Genomic DNA, 23,575 nt, shown 5'->3' with positions numbered 1-23,575 from the left:
TATGTGGTTTTGTTGAGTAATTTAAATGTATCAACACATAAATTACTCAAATAGAATCAGATAAACAACCTTTCTATTCTACGTAATCCTGATCATAAGCATCAGGATGGGAAATTGTGACGTTATCTCCAGGTTCAAGACTTGAATGATGACTTACTATTTTACCATCCCTAATTACAAATGAAAATCTTAGATCATTTTGGTCTTCAAAGCCTTGTGATCTCCAGTTGATTTTGTATAATCCACTATCAATTTTTAGTCCATCTACCTTCCTGGAGAATACTTCATAAGGAACCACTTTCAAGTTATTTTTTCCGAATAAATCTCTGTACAAATCTTTCACCTGATCTTTATTTTTTCTTATTTGAGTTGAGAATGCCGGTATCATTATAACATCATCTGCATAAAGTCTCATTAAATTATTAAGATCATGACTGTTTACAGCAGTTACCCATTTATCCAAAATAGGAACTGCTGGTTCATCTATCATATCAGTTCTCTCTATACTAGCCGCATTGGAGTTAATTTCCAGCTTGAATGAATCATTGAATAGCTCCAAAATTTGAGTGGTTGAATGACCAGTTCTTCTCATAAAAACATATTGTATGGCCGCATGTACAACAAGTAATAGAATTAGCCCTTCGAAAATTCCTAATTCAAAAACAAGTAACCCACAAATTCCTGCCATGATCAATGCATACCTTCCTTCAGACCTGACATGAGCTATGTTCGCAATCATTTTCCAACCTGAATAGACCATAATGATTCCTAATGCATACTCAGGAAGGTGTTCAAGAATGACGGGAAAGATAACAACCAACAAAAGGATCAATGATGTAAATAAGTTGGACAGTTTAGTAACAGCACCAGCTACTGTATTGGTTGTGCTTTTAGCTAAACCATCAAGATTAGTCATACCACCAAAAAATGTACTGCCAAAGTTAGCAATCCAGATGGCCAATATACTATTGTTGGTGTCAGCGCTTCTTCCCATGGGGTCCATCTTTTCTATAGCTACGTTGCTCATTACTTGCTCAATTATATCAATAGTACACAGCATCATAGCAAACCCTACCATTTTCATTAAAATGAATAAAACTTCTTGATCATTCATACCTGAGAAGTGAGGTAAGGGTAAAGCGAGGTGAAAAGGCACAGTGTCGATAGTCACTTTAGGTAGAGGCAAAAAGAAGCTCAGTACAAAACTTGTCAGCATGATTACAAAGTAGGGAAGTGCTGGCATCTTCTTTTTGTAATATTTAAATAGTAATACAAAAGAGACAAATGAAACAATGCTCAATACCAATATGACCTCGCGCTCAAAATTGAGCCAAGTTTCAGTTTCATGTTCAATGTCATACAAAAAGGGAATAAACTTTAAAGCAATCTTTAATCCAACTCCAGCAAGTAGACCTTCAACCAGGTAATGAGGCACTATTCTAAGAATGTATTTTTCCAGTTGATACTTCCATACGATGGCCTGAAATGTGGCAGTCAGCATTATGACAAAGGGCATATTTTCCAAACCAAATGAACTTACTCCTAAGGCCAGTGCGGGTGCTAGTCCTGCTGCTACACCTGGCATTCCGGTGTAATTTCCGGGTTTGAATAAATAAGTGACAAAACTTACTACACCTGCGAATATAACAGTGTAAAGCCCAGTCATAATTGGATAATCTGACATAAGACATATTCCTACAGTCAATGGCACAGCCATTATGCCTGCTACGGTTCCGGCAAGCGCATCGCGTTTGATATATTTGATAGATTCTATTAATCGAGATTTCATCATTGTTAATTTTTCTTATAAATAGGGTATTAGTACTCTTGAATCATGAGTACAATGGATGTCTGATCACTTGAATTGATCGACGAAAGTGTGATTTGTAATTAACTGAGGTGAATTCTGAGCGCACAGAATCGTATGTAGCGTGCTGTTTTTGCTGTCTGGACGTATGGAGTAGTGCCAGACAAGTTGAATTTGTTATTAGCCAACAAATAACAAATACAGTGATGTTTTTCGTTGGATATTGGACTTGGATCACCTGAAGATAAGAGCTTGATCCAATGTTTAATTTCCGAATCTTCTTCTAATTCTTCATTTTCAATTTTAAGTCGTTCCGCTATTTTTTCTGATTCAAAGACTATATGACCGTAGTCAGATAGAGTCATAGCCCCTATAACCAGAAGGGCCAGAATGGCCGGAATCAATTTTTCACGAAACATAAAACCAAAAAGAATTCATATTGAGTAAAAGAAATAGGATATTTATTTCAATAATATGTGATTTATGTTACATTCAAGATTGAAATTTAAATCACATAATAGTGAAAGTTGACATTAAGAAATTTGATTTTCAGAGTAATAGAATTATTGATTCTTTAGGAATAGCCGATAGAGAACTGTTTTTAAAAAGCGGTTCCAAGCTAAATTTCAAGAAAGGCAAGCTTATATTCTATGAAGGTGGTATTCCAACAGGTATTTTTCTAGTGTTATCGGGAAAGGCGAAAATTTATAAGACTGGATTGGATGGCAAAGATCAAATATTTTATATCTACAAAGCAGGCGACTTGTTAGGTTACCATCCTGTGTTGTGTAATGAAGTTTATGAAGATTCTTGTGAAGCGCTAGAAAATTGCCATGTATTATTTATTAGTAAATCGACATTTGAAAATCTACTCAAGAAAATCTCAAGCTTAAATTTACTTTTACTTCAAAACATGAGTCATGAATTTGGAGTGATGGTGAATACCATTACTGTATTAGCTCATAAGCCATTGAGAGAAAGACTTGCGCTTTATTTATTGATTTTGCGGGAGCGATATGATGGTAAGGAAATTACTGTACCACGGGAGGACTTAGCAAATATCATTGGTACAGCGAGAGAAAGCCTAGGTAGGCTGCTCAAGGAGTTTAAGGGGGATAAACTAATTGAAATAAAGCAAAGAGCTATCTTTCTTACTGATAGCAACAAACTTCAACGCATTGCAAGTTCCGAGTTTTATTAATTGACTGCTCGTTTAGGCTCCACCAATATCACTTCTTCTTTAGATAACAACACTTGACCTGGTAAGCTGCCTTTGGGTTTTCTTACATACTTCTTTTGAGTATAAATCACAGGACACAAAGTGTCAGATTTACGTTTTGAATGCCAGGCTGCAATTTGAGCCACTTGCTCAATTACTCCCATAGGAATCTTTAAACCATTAGGATTTCGGATAATAACATGAGAACCTGATACATCCCTGGCATGCAGCCAAAGGTCATCTTTTCGAGCAAATTTCTGAGTAAGCAGGTCGTTGTTCTTGGCGTTTTTTCCTGCAAAAACCTGAAATCCTTCTATTTCAAATTCCATAAAAGGAGATGCTTCTTTGAAGTTTGACTTAGTATTTGATTTTTCGAAGGTCTTGAGCGTTTTTATATCTTCAATGGAAGATATGGAAGCCTTATGTTCAATCAATTGTTGAAGAGATTTTTCTTTCGATAGGATATTGTTTTTCAAAACCTCTACTTCTTTGGATTGATTCTTAGCTTTTCTGTACAGGTTTTCAGCGTTGTGCTGAAGTGACATATTAGGTTTTAGTTTAATCTTGATTTGCTCATTAGCATAGAAATCGAATAATTCAATTTCCTTCTTTGAAGGGTCTATTTTGAGATGTAGATTGGCCATCAGAATATTTGCTAATTCATCGTATCCTCGACGTTTTTCTATTTCAGTCAGCTTGCTTTTGTTTTGACTGATGTAGGATTCACTCTTCTTAATATCTTTATTGATCTGCCCAAGTAGCTTGTTTTTAAGTTGTGCGACTACCTGAGAAGTAAAAAAAGATCGAGCCAACTGATTTGAAACTTCACATGGACTGTGATACAAGACATATTCTTCATCAGGTTTAAATAATCTTAACCCAGGTTCTCCTTTGAGCAAATAAAAATTCGAATCATTCAGCTCCTCTATTAATAATTCTAAAATGCTCAATTTGGTTTTTGACTCCAACGCTTCTTGATAAAACCCTTTGATTTTGAGCTGGTTTTTTATGTGTTTATCAAAAGTTGGGAAAACCTGAAATAGATCAAAATCAACTTTTTGTATGGCTTCCGTACTTTGATCAAGTGGCCTGTTTAATTCTTCAATTCTCAGGTGTTTATCTTTTTCAATTCCATTTTTGAATAGTGACATCAATTCATTGTTTTGAAACAATAAAATATTTGCGTGACGACCATGAAGTTTGAATAGGAGTTCAAATTCATTTTCAAATTGTATAGAGAATGATCTTTCATTTTCAAATTGCCTAACATTGATCACCGTTTGATCTACTAATTCTCCAAATAAATCCACAGAATTTTTCTTGGCTCTGGCAAAAGTTGAAGGGAAAGATAATAGGGAAGACTGACTGTCTAGGTTAGCCTTAATGATGAATTCTGAATCATTACTTTCAAATGTCAGTAGTAATTCTCCTTTACTTTGAGAAAAAATAGACGTAGTAGACTTACCCAATAAGTGGTTGCTTAGTTCTTTGGTAAGAGCCTTTAGAAAGTAATAATTGAATTGCATTACCCTTTTAAAATGAGACCATCATGGGCTAAAAATATATTGTCAGGTAATTCCTTTTGTATCTCTTTATGCGTGCCCATATAATGCCCAATATGTGTAATATACGCTCGTTGAGGCTTGATTTCCTCAATGAACTGAATAGCTTCGTCCAGCGTAAGATGTGAGATGTGGGGTTTCTTTTGCAATGCATTTATAACCAAGACATCCAGGTTTTTGAGCTTTTCTCTTTCCTTTTCTGAAACAGTTTTGGCATCCGTTATGTATGCCATATCTTTTACTCTAAACCCATATACTGGAAGCTTGTAATGCATGACTTCAATGGGGGTTATTTCAACTTCATTGATATGAAATGCCTTATTCTTGATAGGATTCAAAGTCACACTTGCAACTCCAGGATATTTGGAATCAGCAAACATGTAGGCATACTCTTGTTTGAGCTGGTTGAGTACAGCGTCCCTACCATATAGAGGCATATCCATCTTTTGCTTGAAATTGAAACTCCGAATATCATCCAGACCTGCAGTATGATCTTTATGTTCATGCGTATACAATACAGCATCCAAATGATCCACTCGATTGGTAAGCATTTGTTGTCTGAAATCGGGACCAGTATCTATAAGAAGATTGGTATTGTTTTGCTCTATCAAAACTGATGACCTGAGTCTTTGGTCATGAAAATCTACACTATTGCACACCTCACATTTGCACGCAATGACAGGAATGCCTTGCGAAGTACCGGTGCCGAGAAAAGTAAGCTTCAAATCTTAAGTGTGGTTTGAGACAACTCCTTGAGCAAGGCTTTGTTTTTATCGTTTAGGTGGGTTGCATCTAGTTCTACCTCTTTTAGGATTTCCAATAAGCAATTTATTTTTCCATCTAAGGTATAAAACTTGTTTACGATAGCTACTTTGGTATCCTTAAGCAAGCAGTAGCCAGATTGGAAATTTCCTTTTTCATACCGTAGCACGTAGTCCGATTCTGAAAATAGGTCTTCCAGTTTGTTCAGAAAGTGCTTTGAGTATTTAATCATCTGCTGATATGTACGCTTTTACTTTGTCTACCAATATATCAAAATTCAATGGCTTTGGTATGTATTCATTGATTCCTACCTCTTTAAAGTCATTGATGGAGTAATTCTTGGCATTGCCGGTAATGGCTAATATGGGAATCTTTGATTTGATAGGATCACCCATTTTTCTGATGGCCTTGGCACATTCCATACCGTCCATTTTTGGCATATTGATGTCCATTAAAATCAAGTCATAATCTTCCACATCAAGCTTGTCTAAAACTTCTTGACCATTTTTTACAGAAGTAATACTGAAGTTTTGAATCTCAAGTATTTTTTTGGTTAAGTTTTGAATGACCGAACTGTCCTCTGCAATAATTATTTTTTCATAGAAGGTTTATTATATGACCTGCTTACTCAAGCACCTAAAACAAGGCGTCAAGTTAAAAACAAATCAATCACATTTGAAGTATATTTTTGTAATTTTCTTTAAACTCGATAAAACATTCTTGAATCGAATCTAGTTGAGGTTTTAAATTCGTTGTATCAGCGGTTTTTAGTTGAAGTTCCAACTTAATTACATGATTAGCTAATTTCTCTATTCCCAGGGTGCCTGCGCTTCCTTTCAGCGTATGGAGTTCCTTTCGGATCTCCTCTATGTGATTATCTGCGAAATATGTCATGCAGTTTTTAATGAGTTCATTAGCCTCAGTTTCGAAATCTGTTAAGACTGTTTCTAAAAGCTCTGCTCCACCAAATTTCGAAAGCTGTTCTAATGTCTCTTTATTGATTAGTTGATCAGAACCATTGTTTTTTTTTGTTCTTCAACCGCCACATTCGAAGTATCATATTGAATGTATTCTTTTACTTTTTCAATGATAGTCACTGCACGAATTGGTTTGGCTACATAATCATCCAAGCCTTGCGACATAAACTTTTTACGATCATCTTCCATCGAGTAGGCTGTCATCGCGACGATAGGAGGTAGTGACTTCAATCCTAATCCTTTGATGTTTTGTGTAGTCTCGACACCATCCATTTTAGGCATCTGAATATCCATAAATACAAGATCGAGTTCGTTGTTTTTGACGGTTTCTATGGCTTCCGGTCCGCTGGAAGCCAGATGTACCTGACAACCTGATTTTTCTAATATTTGACTCGCTACGGTTCGATTCACTTTGTTGTCATCTACTACCAATATACGAGGAACCACCGAAGTAAATTCTCTGGCAATTTCCATAGGTTCATCCAGGTCATGAGTATCATCAGTTTGTTCATCTTCAGGAATAATTCCTTCGAACGTAAACCAAAAGGTACTACCCAACCCAGGAGTAGACACTACACCTATATCACCACCCATAGACCGTACAAGCTCTTTAGAAATAGCAAGCCCAAGACCTGTGCCACCATACACTTTTGTGCTAGAATTGTCCAGTTGATTGAAATTGATAAATAAATTCTTAATTTGTTCTTTTGGAATCCCGATACCTTCATCTTTTACCTGGACTTTGAAAGTGCACTTGTTATTTTCTTTTTTCTTAAGAATTAGACTAATATCAATAATTCCTTTTCCATCGGAAAACTTAATGGCATTGCTGATTAAATTAGACATCACCTGAAGTAATCGAGTTTCATCTAATAAAATAATAGCTGGAATCTTGTTGTCAAGGTTATAATTCAAGTATATGTTATTGGCGTTGGCTTCTTTAGAGAATAAGTCATATAAGCGCTGGAAGGTACCAATCAATTTGAGCGGACGCTGTTTGAGTTCCATCTTGCCCGCTTCAATTTTAGACAAATCGAGTATGTCATTCAAAATGTCCATCAAAGTTTCAGAGGATTTTTTGATAGTTTTTACATAATCTGTTTGTTCTACATCCAGATCGGTACTTCCAATTAAATCTATCATTCCAATGATTCCATTCATTGGAGTACGAATTTCATGACTCATATTGGCAAGAAAACGCTCTTTGATGGCCAATGATTTCTCTGCAAACTCTTTCGCTTTAGAAAGTTCTTCGTATGCACGTTTGATTTCCGAAATATCACGAGCCACTCCTTCAAATCCGACGGCCTGTTTATTTCTAAACAATACTCTGACATTACACAAGAAGTCAATTTTTTCTCCATCATCGGTATGAAAAGAGGCTTCTAAGTTTTGAGATTTATGCTCTTTGAGTAAAGTTTTGAGTATCGAGTCTGCTGATTCTTCTGATGTGAAGAATTGGGTGATGCTTTTGCCCAGTACATCTTCTGGCTGAAGTCCTAATGATTCACTTGCGGATGGACTCATCATGAGTAATTTACCATTCAGGTCGCATCTAAAATAAATATCCTGAATAGATTCGAAAATTTCTCTAAACTTCGCTTCACTCTCTGACAAGGCGAGTTCCGAGCTTTTCTTTTCAGTGATGTCATGAGAGATCACAGACACTTCATCAATTGTGCCATCCTCTTTCATAATAGGGTTTATGAATACCTCAGACCAATGTGTTTTCTTTTTGCCTATTTTGACCTCATTCTGAAAATTCAACGCCTTTCCCTTAAAGGCTTGATTGTATTTCGATTCCCAAAGTTTGTTTACTGAATCCGATAATTTCTTTCGTTCTTTAGCGTAACCCTTACCAATCTTGGTTTCTACATCAAAACTCTCCTTCATCCAATTGGTGAAATTACTGTTGAATGATGTTAAGTTGTACGTGTCATCCACCGACCAGATTTGGTGACTACTACTTTCAAAAATTGCTTTTAGTCTTGCCGCTTGGTCAACAATTTTCTCTTCGTTTATTTTTCTTTCTATAGCCAATGAGATTTGACTCGCTATGAAATAAAGCAATTCCAAATCTTTTGCGCCAAAATCTGAACGGTCATCATAAGAGTGTGTGCTAAGTAGTCCAACAGGAGAGTTGCCAACGGTAATTTGAACACCTAACCAAACTTTTGGAAAAGCACCTTGATATGATTTTTTCTTTTTCTCAACCTGTTCCTTGATCTGCTCTTCATAGATGATTAATTGCCTGGTATCACCTACCATTTGTTTAGCAATCAAATCATTAACCGTTTTTTGATTTTGAAGTTCAATTGAATCTTTGAATTCTGACCGAACATATGGGGCAGAAGCATTAGACTTGTCAGTCAGGTTTAGTTCGATGGATAGATTTTTGATATTCAACAATCCCTTGAGCTCATCGAATAATTTAGAATAAAGAATTTCAAGCTGTGGACCCTCTATATTAAAGTCTGCAATCTTATAATATAAACTCTGAGCTTTTTCGGCACGTATTCTTTCGGTAATATCATAGAATATACCTCTGAACTGAGCATTACCATTGATATCAAACGAACAGTTTACTCGACCTGAAACAAATATGTTTTTACCCATATCTGAAACAAAGACAGTTTCAAACCTATCTATTGCCTCTCCTTTGATGATTTTGTCCAGGTTCTCTACCGTCTGTTGCCAGTTTTTAGTATGAACTAAATCTTTGAATCTGATGCTTTCTAACTTGTCCCTGTAGCCTAGTTTTTCAACCCAGGCTTGATTCACAAATTGGAAAACGCCCTCATGATCAAATGTCTGAATTAAATCATAAGAGTTGTCAAATAGTTCTGTTAGCTGCTCATTACTCTTTTCCAGTTGCTTTTTTACTCTGTTTTGAGCGGTGACATTTTCACCAATAAGGTTAATTCCGGATACTTCGTTGAAACTATCCTTCAGGAGAATTACATTGAATCTGACGTATATGTCTTGCTTCTCTTTAGTGAAAAACTTTCCTGCCAGCGTACCATTATACTTTCCGTCAGTAGCTATTTGACCATATTTCTTTTGATTGATTTTAGTAGAAGCATCTGGAATAAAAATATCAAACAAATTGGATCCGACGATATCAGCTTTCTTCAGTCCAATGGTTTCTAACAATTTGTTGTTGCAGAAGGTGATACTTCCTTCTGTATTTGTGCTCATGGCTACTACTTCTGATTCGTCTAACGACTCTTGAATCTTTAATTCTGATTCAGAGATAGCTCTTTCTCTTGTTGCTTCTAGCTCTAATGTCTTGCGTTCAGTAGTATCAATTGCAGCTGCCGCATAGCCAATAAATTTTTTGTTTTTAGAGAATCGGGGAGTGCCGGATTCTAATAGCCATCTGTAATCACCATTGTTATCCTTAATTCTGAAGGAATATTCGTAATTCTTTTTCTTAGATACGGAAAAGTCAACTGTTGAAATATATGCCGCAAGATCATCTGGGTGAATATTTTCAGTCCAAGTATGGTATGCTTTTTCATCTTTGGTTCCCAGCAGATCAAACCATCCTTTACTAAAATAGGTGACCTGGTTTTTCTCATCTGTTATTTTAATAAAGACCGGAGCACTATCAGTAATTGTATTAGCAGAAGAGACTAAGTTTTCTGTATTCTCAACCAGATCAAAATGTACTAAAAATCTTTCGTCTTTTACCTTACTAATCGAGGCGATAGTTGCAAATGATTGTCCATTTCTATCGAGAAATTCAAAATCGAATGTATCTGATTTCCCTCTACGCGCACTTTTAAAATTGTCCTCCCAAGTTTTGCTGCTTTTTTCTCCACTGATCTGAAAGATGGGCATGAGCTCATCAATCGTTTTATCAGAAAAGTCACTTGCAAAAACAAATTTATCTTCAGCCTTAGGGCTAAATTCAATTACATTTCCTTCTTCAAAAATGACAAAATAACTAGCAGAAGACTCAAGTAAGAGGTCGTACTTATTGTGCAACTCTTTCAACTCACCTTTGAGTTTCTCTACTTCGTTCAACAGATCAGTCCTGCCTTGATTAAGCATTTGGCTTTATTGTAATAAGAAAATCGTGATTAGGCTAGAACAGTAATTTATATTTTTTAATGAAAATATGTATGGATATTCAAAATTTAGATTCTTATTTTCGACCAATAAACTATCCTAAATCAGCTAAAATTTTTTTAGCTCTATTAACTACTCCCGGTGTTGCGTATTGAATCAGGTCTTCAATTACAATCTTAAGCTCCGATTCTAGTTCAGGATAGAGTTTTGTCAGATTATAGGCAATAGTCATTGAGAATGCTTTAACCGCAGTGGTCTCACTCGGAGAAGACAAATATTCAAAGCATTTATCAAGCAAAAGACCTTGAGATTCTTCTGGAATATCCTGCTTTTGTAAAAGCCTAACGGTATTTCTTTTTATTGCAACTTCAGGATCACTTTTCAAATGATCAATCATTTGGTTGATGTACGGTTTTAAAAGATTAGGATGTTTGTCCACACAATGGCTTACCGCATGAGCAGCTCTTTGAGAGATTCGATATTTCTTGTGAAAAAACAATTGCATTAACTCTTCGAATCGTTGTGCATTGTTACCAACATGGATGGCAATTAATTGTGCATTTTCTTTGCTATGTACTTTGGTTAGTTGTAATTCAATGTTCATAAACAGATGGGAATAGCAGATCAATTTGAGTGAATTCTCCTTGAATAGAATTTATTTCTATTCTACCACGATGCAGGTTGAGAATTTGTTGCGCCAAGCTCAGACCAATGCCTGATCCACTTTGTTTTGTTGTAAAAAACGGTATTAATGCTTTCGATAATGACTCCTGATCCATACCACAACCCGAATCTCTAACTGACAATTTCATCCATGTTAAATCTGCAGAACAACTAATATCCAAGCACTTGTTCTTTACTTCATTCAGTGCTTGAAAGCTGTTAGTCAATAAATTGATTAAAACTTGCTCTAATAATACTGGGTCGCAAATAATGGTTTGACTTTCATAATTTTCATTCACTTTAATTCCTTCCAATTGCTTCTTAAATAGGTGCAAGATGCTTCCTATTGATTCTTTAATATTCACCGATTCTATTTTTGGCTGTGGAATTTTAACCAGTTTTCTATAATCTTCCATAAATGTTAAAAGTCCTTCTGAACGTTCTTTTATGGTTGACAGACTCAGTTCAATGTCCTCTAAATCTGAATGTTTTGAGTTTTTTAAAATCAATAAAGTAGTTTCTGACAAGGAAGTAATTGGGGTCAGGGAATTTATTATTTCGTGGGCCAAAATCCGAATTAACTTCTGCCAAGATTCAATTTCCTTGGTTTCCAGTGAGCTGGAAATATCTTTGAAAGTAAATATCGATTGAGTCTTGTCAAGCAACTTGAATTTAGATTTGTTTACCAACAATTCCACTTTCTGACCTTCAGAATTTCTACCTGTAATGATTTGTGCATCAGTGACATGATCTAGGATCGAAACTAAATTTTGGTCGTTTTCAAATAGGTAGTCGGTTCTCATTTTTCGAGCTACCTGATTTATTAAAGTCACTTTTTGATTTTCATCAAAAGACAATAAGCCTGTCTCTATGTTGTCAATCAGCTCTTGAATAAACAAGAACTGCGCTTCGTATTTGGTTTCTTTCTTTTTGTAAAAATCTAAAGTGCTCTGAAATCTCTCATACAGCAGACTAAAGGATTCATTTTCTGCTTTAGGAAATTTCGCTGTATAATCAGTATCTCTTAGTGCTAGAATGAATTTGGACAATTCATGGTTTGTTTTATTTACAAACCGAACCAAACTTATGGTTTGAATTAGTACTAGTATACTCAGAAACACAAGAGTGTATATGAGGTCGCCTCGTGTATGTAGATATACGATAGCTATCAGATTGCAAAGAATGAGAGCAATCCTAAGAATAATGTAAAAGCTAAATTTATTATAAGCCATACTTCTCTAATCTTCTATGCAAAGCCAGTCTATCAATCCCTAATTCTTTTGCCGCATGAGTGACGTTTCCTTCATGTATAGCCATAGCTTTTTTTATAAAAGAAATCTCCATTTGCTTTAGGTCCAGCGATTTAGATTCAGGAATGGCTTTTTTATCGGTACGTTGATTCTGAAAATCAGAGGCTAATAATTGTTCTGTTTCGGCAAGAATTACTGCTCTTTCTGTAGCGTGTTGCAGCTCTCTGATATTTCCAGGCCAATTCATCCTTTTAAGTTTTTCCACTTCCTCTGAGGTAATTGAAAGCGTATGTTTGGCATAACGGTTTTTGAAAGAAGACAGATAATATGTCACCAGTTGGGGGATATCAGAAACTCTCTCCGATAAGTTTGGCATGGTTACTTCTACAGTATTGATACGGTATAATAGATCCTGTCGAAAAGTGCCTTGTTCGACCATATTATACAGTGACATGTTTGTCGCACATATCAATCTTATGTCAATATCAATTTCCTGATTTGAGCCTAATCTGCTGAATTTCTTATTTTGCAAAACGGAAAGCAATTTGGCTTGTGCAGGTAACGATAGGTTGCCAATTTCATCAAGGAAAAGGGTGCCGCGATGTGCCAATTCTAAACGTCCTATTTTTTGTTTCCCTGCATCTGTAAACGCTCCTTTTTCATGACCAAATAGTTCAGATTCTATTAGTGTTTCACTGAGAACTCCCATGTCAATCGTAATCATCGGTCGCTCGCTTCTATCTGAGTTTTGATGAATGAACTTAGCTGCTAGCCCTTTGCCCGTTCCATTTTCTCCAAGTAGAAGCACGTTGGCATCTGAGACAGCTACTTTTTCCATGGTGGCTTTGGCCAGTAGAAAAGATTTGGCACTCCCAATAAAGCCTTCGATTTCTTTTGCCTCTTGCTCAGATTGATATTGTCTCGAGTTCTTCAACTCCTCCAGTTGTCTAGCATTTTGAGCTAGTTTATTTGCGGTTTCTACAGTGGTAAGAAATTTTTCATTTTTCCAGGGTTTGGTTACAAAATCTATGGCTCCGCTTTTCAAAGCTTTCACCGCCATGTCTATATCGCCATAGGCAGTCATAAATATTACCTGGGCTTGTGGTTGAATATCCAGGATCTGCCTTAGATACTTGAAACCATCTTCTCCATCATTTCTGCCTTTTTGAAAATTCATATCAAGTAGGACAATATGAATTTGATGCTTCTTTAAATGACTATGAATTTGCTCTGGATTAAGCTCTACATATACCTTCTTATAATATTGTTTTAAGAAGAGTTGAGCGGAAGTAAGAATTCCTGCATCATCATCAACAATCAGTATATTTCCATCTTGAAAGGTGGGCATGAGTTCCATGTCTCCAAAACTAGGAATAAAGGTTCATAAACAAACAATCAACTGTTTGTTTTCAAACAGTATGAAACCAGTATATACAAATATAGATTCATATCTAATTGTCATTCAATGGGTTATAATTTGTGGCATTGGGGTTGTATTCAACAAACTAACTCTAAACACCAAATACAATGTTTAAAAATTACTTCAAGACCATTTACCGAAATATAAAAAGAGAAAAGCTTTTCACGATCCTTAACCTGTCAGGACTAGGGCTGGGATTGGGATGCATTTTAGTCATCTTCAAAATAATCACCTATGAATTGAGTTTTGATAAGCACCATTCCAATTATGATAATATTTATCGGGCTGTGCGAGAAACTAGAATAAGTAGTGGAATCCGATACAATGAAGGGGTTCCACATCCTGTTGGGGAAGGACTAAGAGCGGATTATCCTGACTTGGTCATAGCACGGACACACTACGAACCGTATCATCAGATAGCAATCAAAAGAGAAGATGGAGAATATGATCGATATCTCGATGATGAGGGATTGGTCTTTGCTGAATCTTCGGTATTTCAGATTTTTGATTTTGAGTTCATAGAAGGAAGTCCTACCAATTGTTTGGATGAACCAAATTCCATGGTGATATCCAGATCTCAAGCCAAAAAATTCTTTAGACTAAATGATGATAACATCGGGCAAGCTATTGGAAAACAAATATTGCTTTCAAACAAGCAGGACATTACTGTTAAAGGGCTTGTAGAAGATTATAAAGAAACCACGAATATACCTTTTAATGTTTTTATTCACTACGAAAACTTAGATGGATTAAATCCATATTACAGAAAAGGAAATTGGAATAGCAATAGCTCAGCAACAAACTGCTATGTGTTGGTTCCTGACAATTTTAATATTGCGAATTTTGAAGAAGGTCTAGCTGACTTCGTAGAGAAGTATCACGGTGAAGGGGCGTCTGCCGATTTGAAATACAATATGCAGCCCTTGAGTGATATCCATTTTAGTGATAGATATGACAACTATAAAGAAAGAACTATTTCTATGGAGTTTATCAAAGCACTGGGTGTCATTGGAATATTTTTGATTCTTACCGCAGCAATAAATTTCATCAATCTGACCACTGCTCAATCAATTAAAAGATCAAAAGAAATTGGCATTAGAAAAACACTAGGAGGGAAGTCTTATCAATTAGCTGTTCAGTTCTTGTCAGAAACATTGATGATCACTATTGTCTCTTCATTTATTGGGTTGATTTTCGCAGAGGTGTTATTGATCTATCTGGAAGATATACTGGGGTATAAACTATGGATCAATCTTTTTGAAGAACCTGTTACTTTACTCTTCCTAACGATCAACATAGTGATTATTGGCTTATTAGCAGGCATCTACCCAGCACTTTCTATGTCAAAACTCAATCCTATTGCTGCATTGAGAACGAAATTCAACGTAAAGGAAGGGAGTGGCTTTTTGTCATTCAGAAGAGTATTAGTTATTGTACAATTTATAATCACACAAGTCTTAATTATTGGTACTTTGGTAGTTCAGAATCAGATGGATTTTTTCTTGAATAAAGATCTCGGTTTCGAAAAAGACAATATTATTTTAGCTGATCTACCGGGTAAAGACGAAGATGACCTTAATCGATTGAAGACTAATCTACTCAGTCACCCGGAGGTGAAAGGAGTCACATTTACGCTTAGTGCACCGTTAGGTACTTCAAATTCAAACTCACATATTAATCACCATAGCATTCCGGAAGGAGAAAATGTCAGAGTAAATTTTAAATTCGGTGATAAAGATTTTTTGGATATCTACGGGTTGAAACTTGTTTCGGGAGAATGGGTTGAAAAAACCGACACCAGTCGCATATTAGTTAACAGAAAACTGGCTGAAGCTTTGGGATTCGAGAACCCAGAAGAGGTCATTGGAGAGAAAATAAGCGGATGGTACCGAGACATGCGTGTGGTTGGTGTAGTTGAAAATTTTCATACTCATTCGCTACAGTCTGATTTTGTTTATTGCATTTTTATGAACAATCCTCGCATGTTTTATGAAATGGCAGTGAAGATCAACTCCGCGGGTCAAACTATTGATGAGGTCAATCCAACTTTAGCCATAGTACAAAGTGAGTGGGAAAAAGTATTTAGTAAGGACATCTATGATTTTACTTTTTTTGATGAACAGGTAGCTGATTGGTATGAAGAAGAGAAGAATATGGGAAGTATGTTCAAGCTCTTTTCTATCATAGCCATCTTTATTGGATGTCTTGGACTGTATGGTCTCATTTCATATATCGCCAACAAGAAGACCAAAGAAATAGGTGTCAGGAAAGTATTAGGTGCCAGCACGCTCAATGTGCTTAATATCTTTTCCAAAGAAATGCTAATACTTGTCTTCATTTCCTTTATCGTAGCAGGGCCTATAAGCTATGTAGTCATGAGCGATTGGTTGGACAATTTTGCTTACAAGATTGAATTATCTTATTTGATTTTTGCTTTGGCTTTAATGATCAGTTTTGGAATAGCAATTCTAACCGCAGGTTATAAGGCAGTTTTAGCTGCCAGGGCCAATCCAGTATTGTCTCTAAGGGACGAATGAAATTAGAGTTTACCAGCTAAAAGAAGGCCAAAGTATGATTGCTTTGGCCTTCTTTTTTTTTCGCAAATTGACTTCTAAAGAACTTTTTGAATTTATTTCACTATCTTATTGAAATCCAGCTTTACCAATCGAAAAAATAATTGCAGCAGAGTAAGATTGAATGATAGTATTGAGAAAATTAATGCGGCTCTTGATCAATGCTGGTGTTTATGGGCACCCGGAGATTATTGAGCGAAGAAGGACTCGGTTAGTCAATATATTCAATACAATTGGAGGATTTATCATAGTACTTTTTGGTACGATCAATCTGATTGTTGGTTCTTATGTTCATGCGATCTCTATTTTTTCAGGTTTACTGATTCTGACAATTCCTGTTCATTTTTTAAACCGAAACAAGCAAAATACTTTTGCAAAGTACTACTTGGTCATAGCCACTTGGATATTCGCTAATGTGATTGGGTATATCACGTTATTTAATAATCAGAATCGTGACAATGAATTTTTCTTTATTGGTTTTTCAGCAATTATAGTTGCACTATTTGATAAAACTGCTAAACGCTTATTGTTCTTTTTTGCTGCATTATCAGCATTAATGATGAAGTATTTTCGAATCGATCAACTCAGTGATGGAAATTTCATTGCAGATGATTTTTTGGCTTTGACTAATTTATTAGTTGCATTTGTCTGTGTGTATCTGTTCACTAATGTATTCAAATTGGATCTCCAAAGAAGTGAACAAAGGATACGAATGTTTAGCAAAAAAGTGGAAATGCAAAATTCCTTAGTACAATACGAAAGAGACAATCTCATCTACAATGAACATCTGCTCAGAACAACAATTAATAACCTTCCTATATTCATCGCTCTATTAGACAGAACAGGCCATTATATTATAGTAAACAATAGATTCAATGATGTCATACTTAAAGAAATGGTTAACATTGAAGGGAAACATTACGAAGAAGTATTGGGTCCAGAAATATCTGAAATGGCTACTCCATTGTTTAATAGATGTTTAGAAGGTTATGAGTCAGATGTTGATAGTGCTGTTACTTTTGTAAATGGTGAAAGTATCCATGCTTATGGAAAATACATTCCATTAAAAAATCAGCAAGGTAAAGTTTCCAGAGTGCTGACTTATATCACAGATATAAAAGGAGTGAAAGAAACGGAAAGGCAACTCATGGATGCTAATGCTTCTAAAGACAGAGTTTTGAGTATTCTATCCCATGACCTTCGTTCTCCACTTGTTTCACTAGGTGGTTTGTTGATGTATGCTGATGATATAGAACCCAAAAAATTCAAGGAGTTATTAGGTACAGTAAAGCAGCAGGTTGATTCTATCAGTTTTACATTAGACAATGTACTGACTTGGGTCAAGTCACAATTAGGTGCATTTAACGCAATACCAAAGCAAGTTAATTTCGAAAACGTGGCTACAAATGTTTTACAACTCTATGGAGAATCTATCAAAGCTAAATCCATCAAACTGGAAAATAGTATATCTAAAAATCTTGAGGCCTTTGTAGATCCTGATCATCTGGCTATTGTTATCAGAAACCTGGTGAGTAATGCCATCAAATTCACCCCTGTAAATGGCACGATAGTATTAAATGCTAAAAAAGAGAACGGAACTGTACAGCTGAATGTCAAAGATTCTGGTATTGGTATGTGCGCAGACACTATTGCTTCTGTTCTCGAAGGGATCAATAAAAATAAAGCATCTACCAGGCTTGGGACAGAAGGAGAAAAAGGAACTGGCCTTGGGTTAAATTTTTGCCTCGATATTCTACAGTTGAATAATGGTAATTTGGAAATAAAAAGTGAACCGGATCAAGGAACCGAAATTTCGATTCATTTGCCTGCCAATTAATCTTCGACTTCTAATGCCTCTAAAATATCGGCTAATTCATCATACTCTTTGAAGCCAGGCTTCTCTTCTTGCGATCCTTTCAATTCAATACCAGCAAAAGGTTGAACTTGAATGATATGATCGAGTTGTGATAGTTCTACATCATAAGCTTTGATTAGAGAAGTTTCACTTCCCGTCGCCAATTTTTCCTCAATAGCCGGAATGAGTTGAGGAGCTTCACAAGAAACAATAATGTGAGCATATTCATTTCCGACAGATTGAGCTAGTTCTTTGAGATCACTTTCAGATGCCACATGGATCGCAAGTATGACTTGACAACCTTTCTTTTTCAGTTTGTCTGCAGTATCAATTTGGCTTACCTGTACAAAAGGAAACTTGTTTTCTTCTTGAAGTTTGGTAATTTCTTCTAGCGGCATTTTGCCAAATTCGGCGACAAAAGCAGGTCCAGCTACCCAACCCATAATTTCATTGGCTTGCTCAATTGAAATGTAGTTGTCCGAATTTGGATTGAGATCAAAGCCTAATAGATCCACACCAAAACCTGCACAAAAACGAGCATCACTTAAATTGGTAATACTCCCGACCTTTACAAATGTTCTTAGATTCATATCAACTGAGGCAATGGCCCGATCAAATAATTTTATACAAGAAAAATTTCTTCGTCCACAAACTTCCGTAAAATTGCGGTGATAATCAATGATAAAATAATGGAAGTAAAAGAAACTGTAGATAGCAATTTTGAGCAAGAGATTTCAAGTGCAGACAAAGCAATTGTAAAGTACTATGCTGACTGGTGTGGTTCTTGTAGGTTATTTAGTCCTAAGTATAAAAGACTAGCCAAGGATGAACGTTTCGAAGGAGTAACTTTCTTGAAAGTAAATGCCGAAGAAAATGAATTGGCCAGAAAAGCAGCTGGCGTAACCAATCTTCCATTTTTTGCTATTTTTAAAGGTGGTGATCTTGTAGATACAGTGGCCAGTAGTAAAGAAGATGCTGTTGTCGAACTTTTAAACAAATTGAACTAGTATGCAAATACCTGTAATAAAGAAGCTAGTGGAGAACCATTCCGTAGAAGAACTTGAAAAGGCAGAATATTGCCTTATGGAGGAAAAGGAGTTGCCATTTGAAGTAGAAGGTGAGGACGATGGAGAGGTGCTTACCCACTTGATAGCTGCCGGTTGGATTATTGAAAAAATGGAGAAAGATGATATTCCATTTCCAAAAGCTTTGAGAGCTTATACAGAAAAAGTGAGGACCTCCATTTCAAGCTAATCAATTGAAAAATATAAATTTAGGCTTCGGAGTAATTCGAAGCCTTTTTTGTTTGTCATTATTGTCAAATAATTGATTATTATCATCTATAGAAGTTTAGCTGGAAGCCTTAATTTTGCCCTTCAATTAATGATTATTATACCATGCGCATTTATCTAAGTCTATTTGTCTTTTCACTAGTTATCCTGGCCGGTTGTAGTCCAATCAACAAGAAAAATAGGATCAAGAAGACTTTTGAGGCTGCCACACAAAAACTCGATGATGCGTACTACGAGGACGCCATTGTTTTGTATTCTAAGGTGCTGGAAATGGATCACGAAGTGATCGATGCGCATTTAAATAGAGGAGTAGCTTATTACGAATCGGGACATTATGCCTTGGCTCTGGCTGATTACAATGAAGTACGACAAACCAGACCCGAATTTAATGATGTGCTTTTCAATCGATCCTATACTTATCTGGCTATGAAACGGTACCAAATGGCTTTGGAAGATTTAGACTTACTTAAAAAAATTTATCCCGACACCGCAATTGTCTATAACATTGAAGGCTTTGTTTATGGCGAGCAGAAGGATTATAATCAAGCCAAGAAGAGTTTCGAACAAGCCGTTGTCAGAGACTCAAAACAATTCGATTCCTGGACTAATTTAGGTGTGATGAATTATCACCTGGAGATGTACAACGAAGCAGAAGAAGCGTTTGATAAAGCGCTGGAGATTAGGGGCAATGCTCCTGAAGTGTTGAATCCGCTCTCCTTGGTTTACCTGGAACAAGGGAGACTAGAGCTGGCAGATTCTACTATTGATGCTGCAATCAGATTGGTCGCTGATCAGCCTTACTTTTTAAATAATAAAGGCTTGATTCAAATTCACTTAGGCAATTATGCTTTGGCAGACTCTCTTATCAATCGAAGCCTTGCATTGGATTCCTCCAATCAAATGGCAAAAGAGAATTTAGAATTACTCAAGAGCAAATATTAAAGGCGAAATAGGCCAGCAAAAAAACTGTCTCAAAAGTTAACGTCATTGCGATCCCGATGGCTATCGGGAGAAGCAATCTTAAAATATGATTCTTAATTGAACCATAAGATCACTTCGTGGCACCTGTGATGACGGTCTCTAAACTTTTGAGACAGTTGTCTAATGAGTAGTAATTCCTATTATTTCAAAGAAGCAATTAAGTCTTCGTTTCTTTTGATATAACCAAAGTCACCAGCTTCAAAAGCTTTAGCTGCAGCCATTGATTCCTTAGCTACTTTGATTGCTTCTTTCTTGTTGCCTTGCTTAGCCAAAATCTGTGCTTTTACATGAACATTCCAGAATTGAGTGCTATTGTCTCCTGTAGCTAAATAGGCATTAACCCATTTCAACGCCTGATCCAAATCTTTATCAGCAGAGTAGTAATATCTAGCCGCTGCCATCAAGTTTCCAGGCTTTACCACTGTATTTTCAGCAATGGCTTTCATTACAGTTTCATCAAACGATACTTGAACAGGAACATTCACGGCAGTGTTTTCCCATGCCAACTGGATGTTTGCGTTCTCACTATTTTCGCTGATGTCTGAGATATTGTAAGTTAACGTTCCCACAACTTCAGTTAATTTGGAAGACTTCACCTTAGCTTTTACCGCTGCTTTGCTGTCGTCATATTTAGACATATTACCTCCTATAGAAGGGTCAGAATAAAACACAACTTCCCACTCAGATGCACCCGGAGTAGCTAAGAATAGATATTCACCTGCAGCTAAGTCTTGTCCAGCTATCTTCACATCATCGCTAAATTTAACTATAGTTCCGGCGTTTGCACCAGCTCTCCATAGTTGACCATTGGGTACCAAAACCTCTCCATCTCCGAAGATTTTTCTACCTTTCATTTGAGGTCTCGAATAGCTGATTTCAATTTCGGTAAGGCCAACAGTAGCAGATACCGACCCTGCCGGACTTGGAGCAGGTGTGTTAATTTGAGCAGTTCCGTTGAATGAGATGGCAAGTAGTGCCGCTACGAAACTAAGTTTGAACAGTTTGGTTTTGTACATAATTAAGTTCATTTTGATTGTTATAAATATGGGGTGTTATACGGTCTTCCCTAATTCGGGTTTACATATGCAGAAAGATAGTTTAAATATTTTGACGAACGGCTTTTACCAAAGGTCAAATGTATTGGAAGTTGCCAAAGACTTGCTCGGAAAGGTCCTTTGTACAGAGATTGATGGTCTGCTGTGCAAAGGGAAAATTGTAGAAGTAGAAGCCTATAGTGGTACCAATGATAAAGCTTGCCATGCCCATAATGGGAGACGTACTGCAAGAACAGAAGTAATGTATGCCCCTGGCGGCTGCGCCTATATTTATTTGTGCTATGGTATACATCATTTGTTTAATGTAGTTACTAATACGGAAGGTAAAGCTGATGCTGTATTGATTAGGGCATTGGAACCTATGGTGGGACAGGGAACGATGAGAAAGAGACTAAGCTCAAATAACAATAAACTCACCAATGGACCAGGTATATTATCCAAGTCAATGGGGATAAAAACTAAGCAGACTGGTTCTCTGCTCTATCGAGCACCCATTTGGATCGAAGATTCAGAGCCCATAGCTAATGAATGGATAACAGAATCTACAAGAATAGGAGTGGAGTATGCCGAAGAAGATGCGCAATTGCCTTGGCGGTTTTATATAAAAGGTAACTTGTGGGTGAGTAGGAAATGATCGGCTATATTTATTTTTCTCAATAACTAAATATGAAATACAAGAAGTTTATCTGCTCCATATTAGGAATCATTAATTCATTGATTGTTTGGGCACAACCCAGTATGGAAGAAATATTTTCAATGTCTTCTAAGCAATATGAAGTGCTCGTAGAGAATATTCGAACCAATTATGGTGAAGATTCTTTAGGGAATTTTTACAATGAATTTATCGAGTATAGGAACTATCATCGAGCCAAAATGAGATTAGAGAGTTATCAACTTTCAACAGGTTTGGATACGCTTTCTACTCTGAATCTCTCTCATTGTGGACTAACTGAAATTCCTGATTTTGTGTTCAAGTGTTTTAATATCACTTCGCTGGATTTAAGTAGAAATGAAATCAAAGATCTGCCTGAAGAGCTAAATGATTTGCCAAATCTTAGAAAAATTAGACTAGATCGAAATGAAGAATCTATCAATAAAATGAAAGTAGCTCGGCTGTCAACTATTGAAGAAATCACTTTGAAGAGTAATTCACTGCGCTCAATACCGAGACGATTGAAACGATTGAAAAATTTAGAATTCTTGGATGTTAGCTATAACGACATGAGTCGAATACCGGGCCGTGTAAAGAAATTTAAAGAATTGGACGCCTTAGATATTTCAGGGAATGAAGAGTTGAAATCTAACCTGAAAATTTCTAGAAAGTTACCTAACCTGGAAGCTCTTTATGCGTCAGGCATGCAATGGCAGACGATACCAGATGATGTATATCAACTGACCAATCTAAAGAAATTGATCGTTCGGGAAAATCAGTTGAAGAGTATTTCCCCCGATATAAGTAAATTAAGTCAGCTCACTGAACTTTCATTTTATAAAAATGAGTTGGAATCTGTGCCCACAGCGTTATTTGAGTTGGATGAATTGAAAGAATTGGATTTATTTCATAATAAGCTTCATGAAATCCCAGCCGAAATTTCTAATCTAAAAGAAATGGAAAGTCTGTTTTTAGCATTTAATCAAATAGACTACCTGCCTGAATCAATAGGAGAGATGAACCTCAAGCAGATTTTCATTCATCACAACAGCTTATCGAGTTTGCCCAATTCATTTAGTCATCTGGATTCTTTAAATACCATTAGATTCAATTATAATCAGCTTACCGATTTCCCACCTTCACTTTTGAATCTGAAACATCTCACATTTATAGATATGAGCAATAATGACATTGAGAAAATTCCTTTAGAATTGAAAAGTATGAATGAATTAGAAATTCTGAGTATAGATAAGTCGGGTAATAGTATTGATTATAAAATTCATGCAGAGCAAAATGAAGAAGTGTTAAGCGTATTGTATGGGAAAGGCGTGAATATCAACTATGGAGACCCTGAATAAAAATGGGATAGCAGATGAACCATTCCATGGTAAGTGAAGTCTATTTTTTGATTGTTAAACAAAAGAATCTGAAAC

At 36.2% G+C, this 23,575-nt stretch carries 21 protein-coding genes; 8 read left to right on the top strand and 13 right to left on the bottom strand.

Annotated features, from left to right (window positions below):
* Positions 1-73: 73 nt before the first annotated feature.
* Positions 74-1,792 carry a SulP family inorganic anion transporter gene (locus tag ACOQO5_RS10515; protein ID WP_420581649.1) on the bottom strand — a complete coding sequence of 573 codons (1,719 nt, stop codon included), beginning with the start codon at positions 1,790-1,792 and terminating at the stop codon, positions 74-76.
* A gap of 98 nt (positions 1,793-1,890) precedes the next feature.
* Positions 1,891-2,226, bottom strand: coding sequence for a hypothetical protein (locus ACOQO5_RS10510; RefSeq protein ID WP_420581648.1), 336 nt, complete (start codon positions 2,224-2,226; stop codon positions 1,891-1,893).
* A 101-nt stretch (positions 2,227-2,327) separates the two neighbouring features.
* Between ACOQO5_RS10510 and ACOQO5_RS10505 the strand changes: the two genes are divergently transcribed.
* Positions 2,328-3,008, top strand: coding sequence for a Crp/Fnr family transcriptional regulator (locus tag ACOQO5_RS10505; protein WP_420581647.1), 681 nt, complete (start codon positions 2,328-2,330; stop codon positions 3,006-3,008).
* Here the strand turns inward: ACOQO5_RS10505 and ACOQO5_RS10500 are convergent.
* The 9 genes from ACOQO5_RS10500 to ACOQO5_RS10460 form a co-directional block, all read right to left on the bottom strand.
* Entirely contained in the window at positions 3,005-4,552 is a 1,548-nt protein-coding gene (locus ACOQO5_RS10500; RefSeq protein ID WP_420581646.1) for an NFACT RNA binding domain-containing protein, read from the bottom strand. The two genes, ACOQO5_RS10505 and ACOQO5_RS10500, sit on opposite strands and share 4 nt — an antisense overlap.
* On the bottom strand, positions 4,552-5,313 hold the full coding sequence (locus tag ACOQO5_RS10495) for an MBL fold metallo-hydrolase (protein ID WP_420581645.1): 762 nt from the start codon (positions 5,311-5,313) through the stop codon (positions 4,552-4,554). Before ACOQO5_RS10495 ends, ACOQO5_RS10500 begins: the two co-directional genes overlap by 1 nt.
* Positions 5,310-5,582, bottom strand: coding sequence for a hypothetical protein (locus ACOQO5_RS10490; RefSeq protein WP_420581644.1), 273 nt, complete (start codon positions 5,580-5,582; stop codon positions 5,310-5,312). Before ACOQO5_RS10490 ends, ACOQO5_RS10495 begins: the two co-directional genes overlap by 4 nt.
* Entirely contained in the window at positions 5,575-5,943 is a 369-nt protein-coding gene (locus ACOQO5_RS10485; protein WP_420581739.1) for a response regulator, read from the bottom strand. Before ACOQO5_RS10485 ends, ACOQO5_RS10490 begins: the two co-directional genes overlap by 8 nt.
* Before the next feature lie 76 nt (positions 5,944-6,019).
* Positions 6,020-6,352: an Hpt domain-containing protein gene (locus ACOQO5_RS10480; RefSeq protein ID WP_420581738.1), complete on the bottom strand. Its 333-nt coding sequence runs from the start codon at positions 6,350-6,352 to the stop codon at positions 6,020-6,022.
* Positions 6,352-10,383, bottom strand: a complete 4,032-nt coding sequence (locus tag ACOQO5_RS10475) for a PAS domain S-box protein (protein ID WP_420581643.1) — start codon at positions 10,381-10,383, stop codon at positions 6,352-6,354. Before ACOQO5_RS10475 ends, ACOQO5_RS10480 begins: the two co-directional genes overlap by 1 nt.
* Before the next feature lie 112 nt (positions 10,384-10,495).
* Positions 10,496-11,005: a hypothetical protein gene (locus ACOQO5_RS10470; protein ID WP_420581642.1), complete on the bottom strand. Its 510-nt coding sequence runs from the start codon at positions 11,003-11,005 to the stop codon at positions 10,496-10,498.
* On the bottom strand, positions 10,995-12,113 hold the full coding sequence (locus ACOQO5_RS10465; protein WP_420581641.1) for a sensor histidine kinase: 1,119 nt from the start codon (positions 12,111-12,113) through the stop codon (positions 10,995-10,997). Before ACOQO5_RS10465 ends, ACOQO5_RS10470 begins: the two co-directional genes overlap by 11 nt.
* Before the next feature lie 172 nt (positions 12,114-12,285).
* Positions 12,286-13,662: a sigma-54-dependent transcriptional regulator gene (locus ACOQO5_RS10460; RefSeq protein WP_420581640.1), complete on the bottom strand. Its 1,377-nt coding sequence runs from the start codon at positions 13,660-13,662 to the stop codon at positions 12,286-12,288.
* A gap of 179 nt (positions 13,663-13,841) precedes the next feature.
* On the opposite strand from ACOQO5_RS10460, the gene ACOQO5_RS10455 reads away from it, so the two are divergent.
* Together ACOQO5_RS10455 and ACOQO5_RS10450 are read left to right on the top strand one after the other, a co-directional pair.
* Positions 13,842-16,271 carry an ABC transporter permease gene (locus ACOQO5_RS10455; protein WP_420581639.1) on the top strand — a complete coding sequence of 810 codons (2,430 nt, stop codon included), beginning with the start codon at positions 13,842-13,844 and terminating at the stop codon, positions 16,269-16,271.
* A 169-nt stretch (positions 16,272-16,440) separates the two neighbouring features.
* Positions 16,441-18,144 carry an ATP-binding protein gene (locus ACOQO5_RS10450; protein WP_420581638.1) on the top strand — a complete coding sequence of 568 codons (1,704 nt, stop codon included), beginning with the start codon at positions 16,441-16,443 and terminating at the stop codon, positions 18,142-18,144.
* Here the strand turns inward: ACOQO5_RS10450 and ACOQO5_RS10445 are convergent.
* Positions 18,141-18,752, bottom strand: coding sequence for a hypothetical protein (locus ACOQO5_RS10445; RefSeq protein WP_420581637.1), 612 nt, complete (start codon positions 18,750-18,752; stop codon positions 18,141-18,143). The two genes, ACOQO5_RS10450 and ACOQO5_RS10445, sit on opposite strands and share 4 nt — an antisense overlap.
* A 99-nt stretch (positions 18,753-18,851) precedes the next feature.
* Here ACOQO5_RS10445 and ACOQO5_RS10440 point away from each other — a divergent pair, with 99 nt between their 5' ends.
* The 3 genes from ACOQO5_RS10440 (at position 18,852) to ACOQO5_RS10430 (ending at position 20,396) form a co-directional block, all read left to right on the top strand.
* Positions 18,852-19,169 (top strand): thioredoxin family protein, encoded by a 318-nt coding sequence (locus ACOQO5_RS10440; protein WP_420581636.1) that lies wholly within the window; start codon positions 18,852-18,854, stop codon positions 19,167-19,169.
* A gap of 1 nt (position 19,170) precedes the next feature.
* Positions 19,171-19,416 (top strand): DUF6952 family protein, encoded by a 246-nt coding sequence (locus ACOQO5_RS10435; RefSeq protein WP_420581635.1) that lies wholly within the window; start codon positions 19,171-19,173, stop codon positions 19,414-19,416.
* Between the two features lie 143 nt (positions 19,417-19,559).
* Positions 19,560-20,396 carry a tetratricopeptide repeat protein gene (locus ACOQO5_RS10430; RefSeq protein ID WP_420581634.1) on the top strand — a complete coding sequence of 279 codons (837 nt, stop codon included), beginning with the start codon at positions 19,560-19,562 and terminating at the stop codon, positions 20,394-20,396.
* A 179-nt stretch (positions 20,397-20,575) separates the two neighbouring features.
* Here ACOQO5_RS10430 and ACOQO5_RS10425 read toward each other — a convergent pair whose 3' ends face one another.
* Positions 20,576-21,451, bottom strand: a complete 876-nt coding sequence (locus tag ACOQO5_RS10425) for a DUF2911 domain-containing protein (protein ID WP_420581633.1) — start codon at positions 21,449-21,451, stop codon at positions 20,576-20,578.
* Positions 21,452-21,518: 67 nt separating this feature from the next.
* Between ACOQO5_RS10425 and ACOQO5_RS10420 the strand changes: the two genes are divergently transcribed.
* Complete coding sequence (locus ACOQO5_RS10420) at positions 21,519-22,124, top strand: DNA-3-methyladenine glycosylase (RefSeq protein ID WP_420581632.1); 606 nt, start codon at positions 21,519-21,521, stop codon at positions 22,122-22,124.
* A gap of 32 nt (positions 22,125-22,156) precedes the next feature.
* Positions 22,157-23,500, top strand: coding sequence for a leucine-rich repeat domain-containing protein (locus tag ACOQO5_RS10415; protein WP_420581631.1), 1,344 nt, complete (start codon positions 22,157-22,159; stop codon positions 23,498-23,500).
* Positions 23,501-23,575: the final 75 nt, after the last annotated feature.

Source organism: Reichenbachiella sp., assembly GCF_965223055.1.
Lineage (GTDB): Bacteria > Bacteroidota > Bacteroidia > Cytophagales > Cyclobacteriaceae > Reichenbachiella.
Note: the sequence above shows the minus strand (reverse complement) of the source record. Positions and strands in the feature narration are given on the sequence as shown.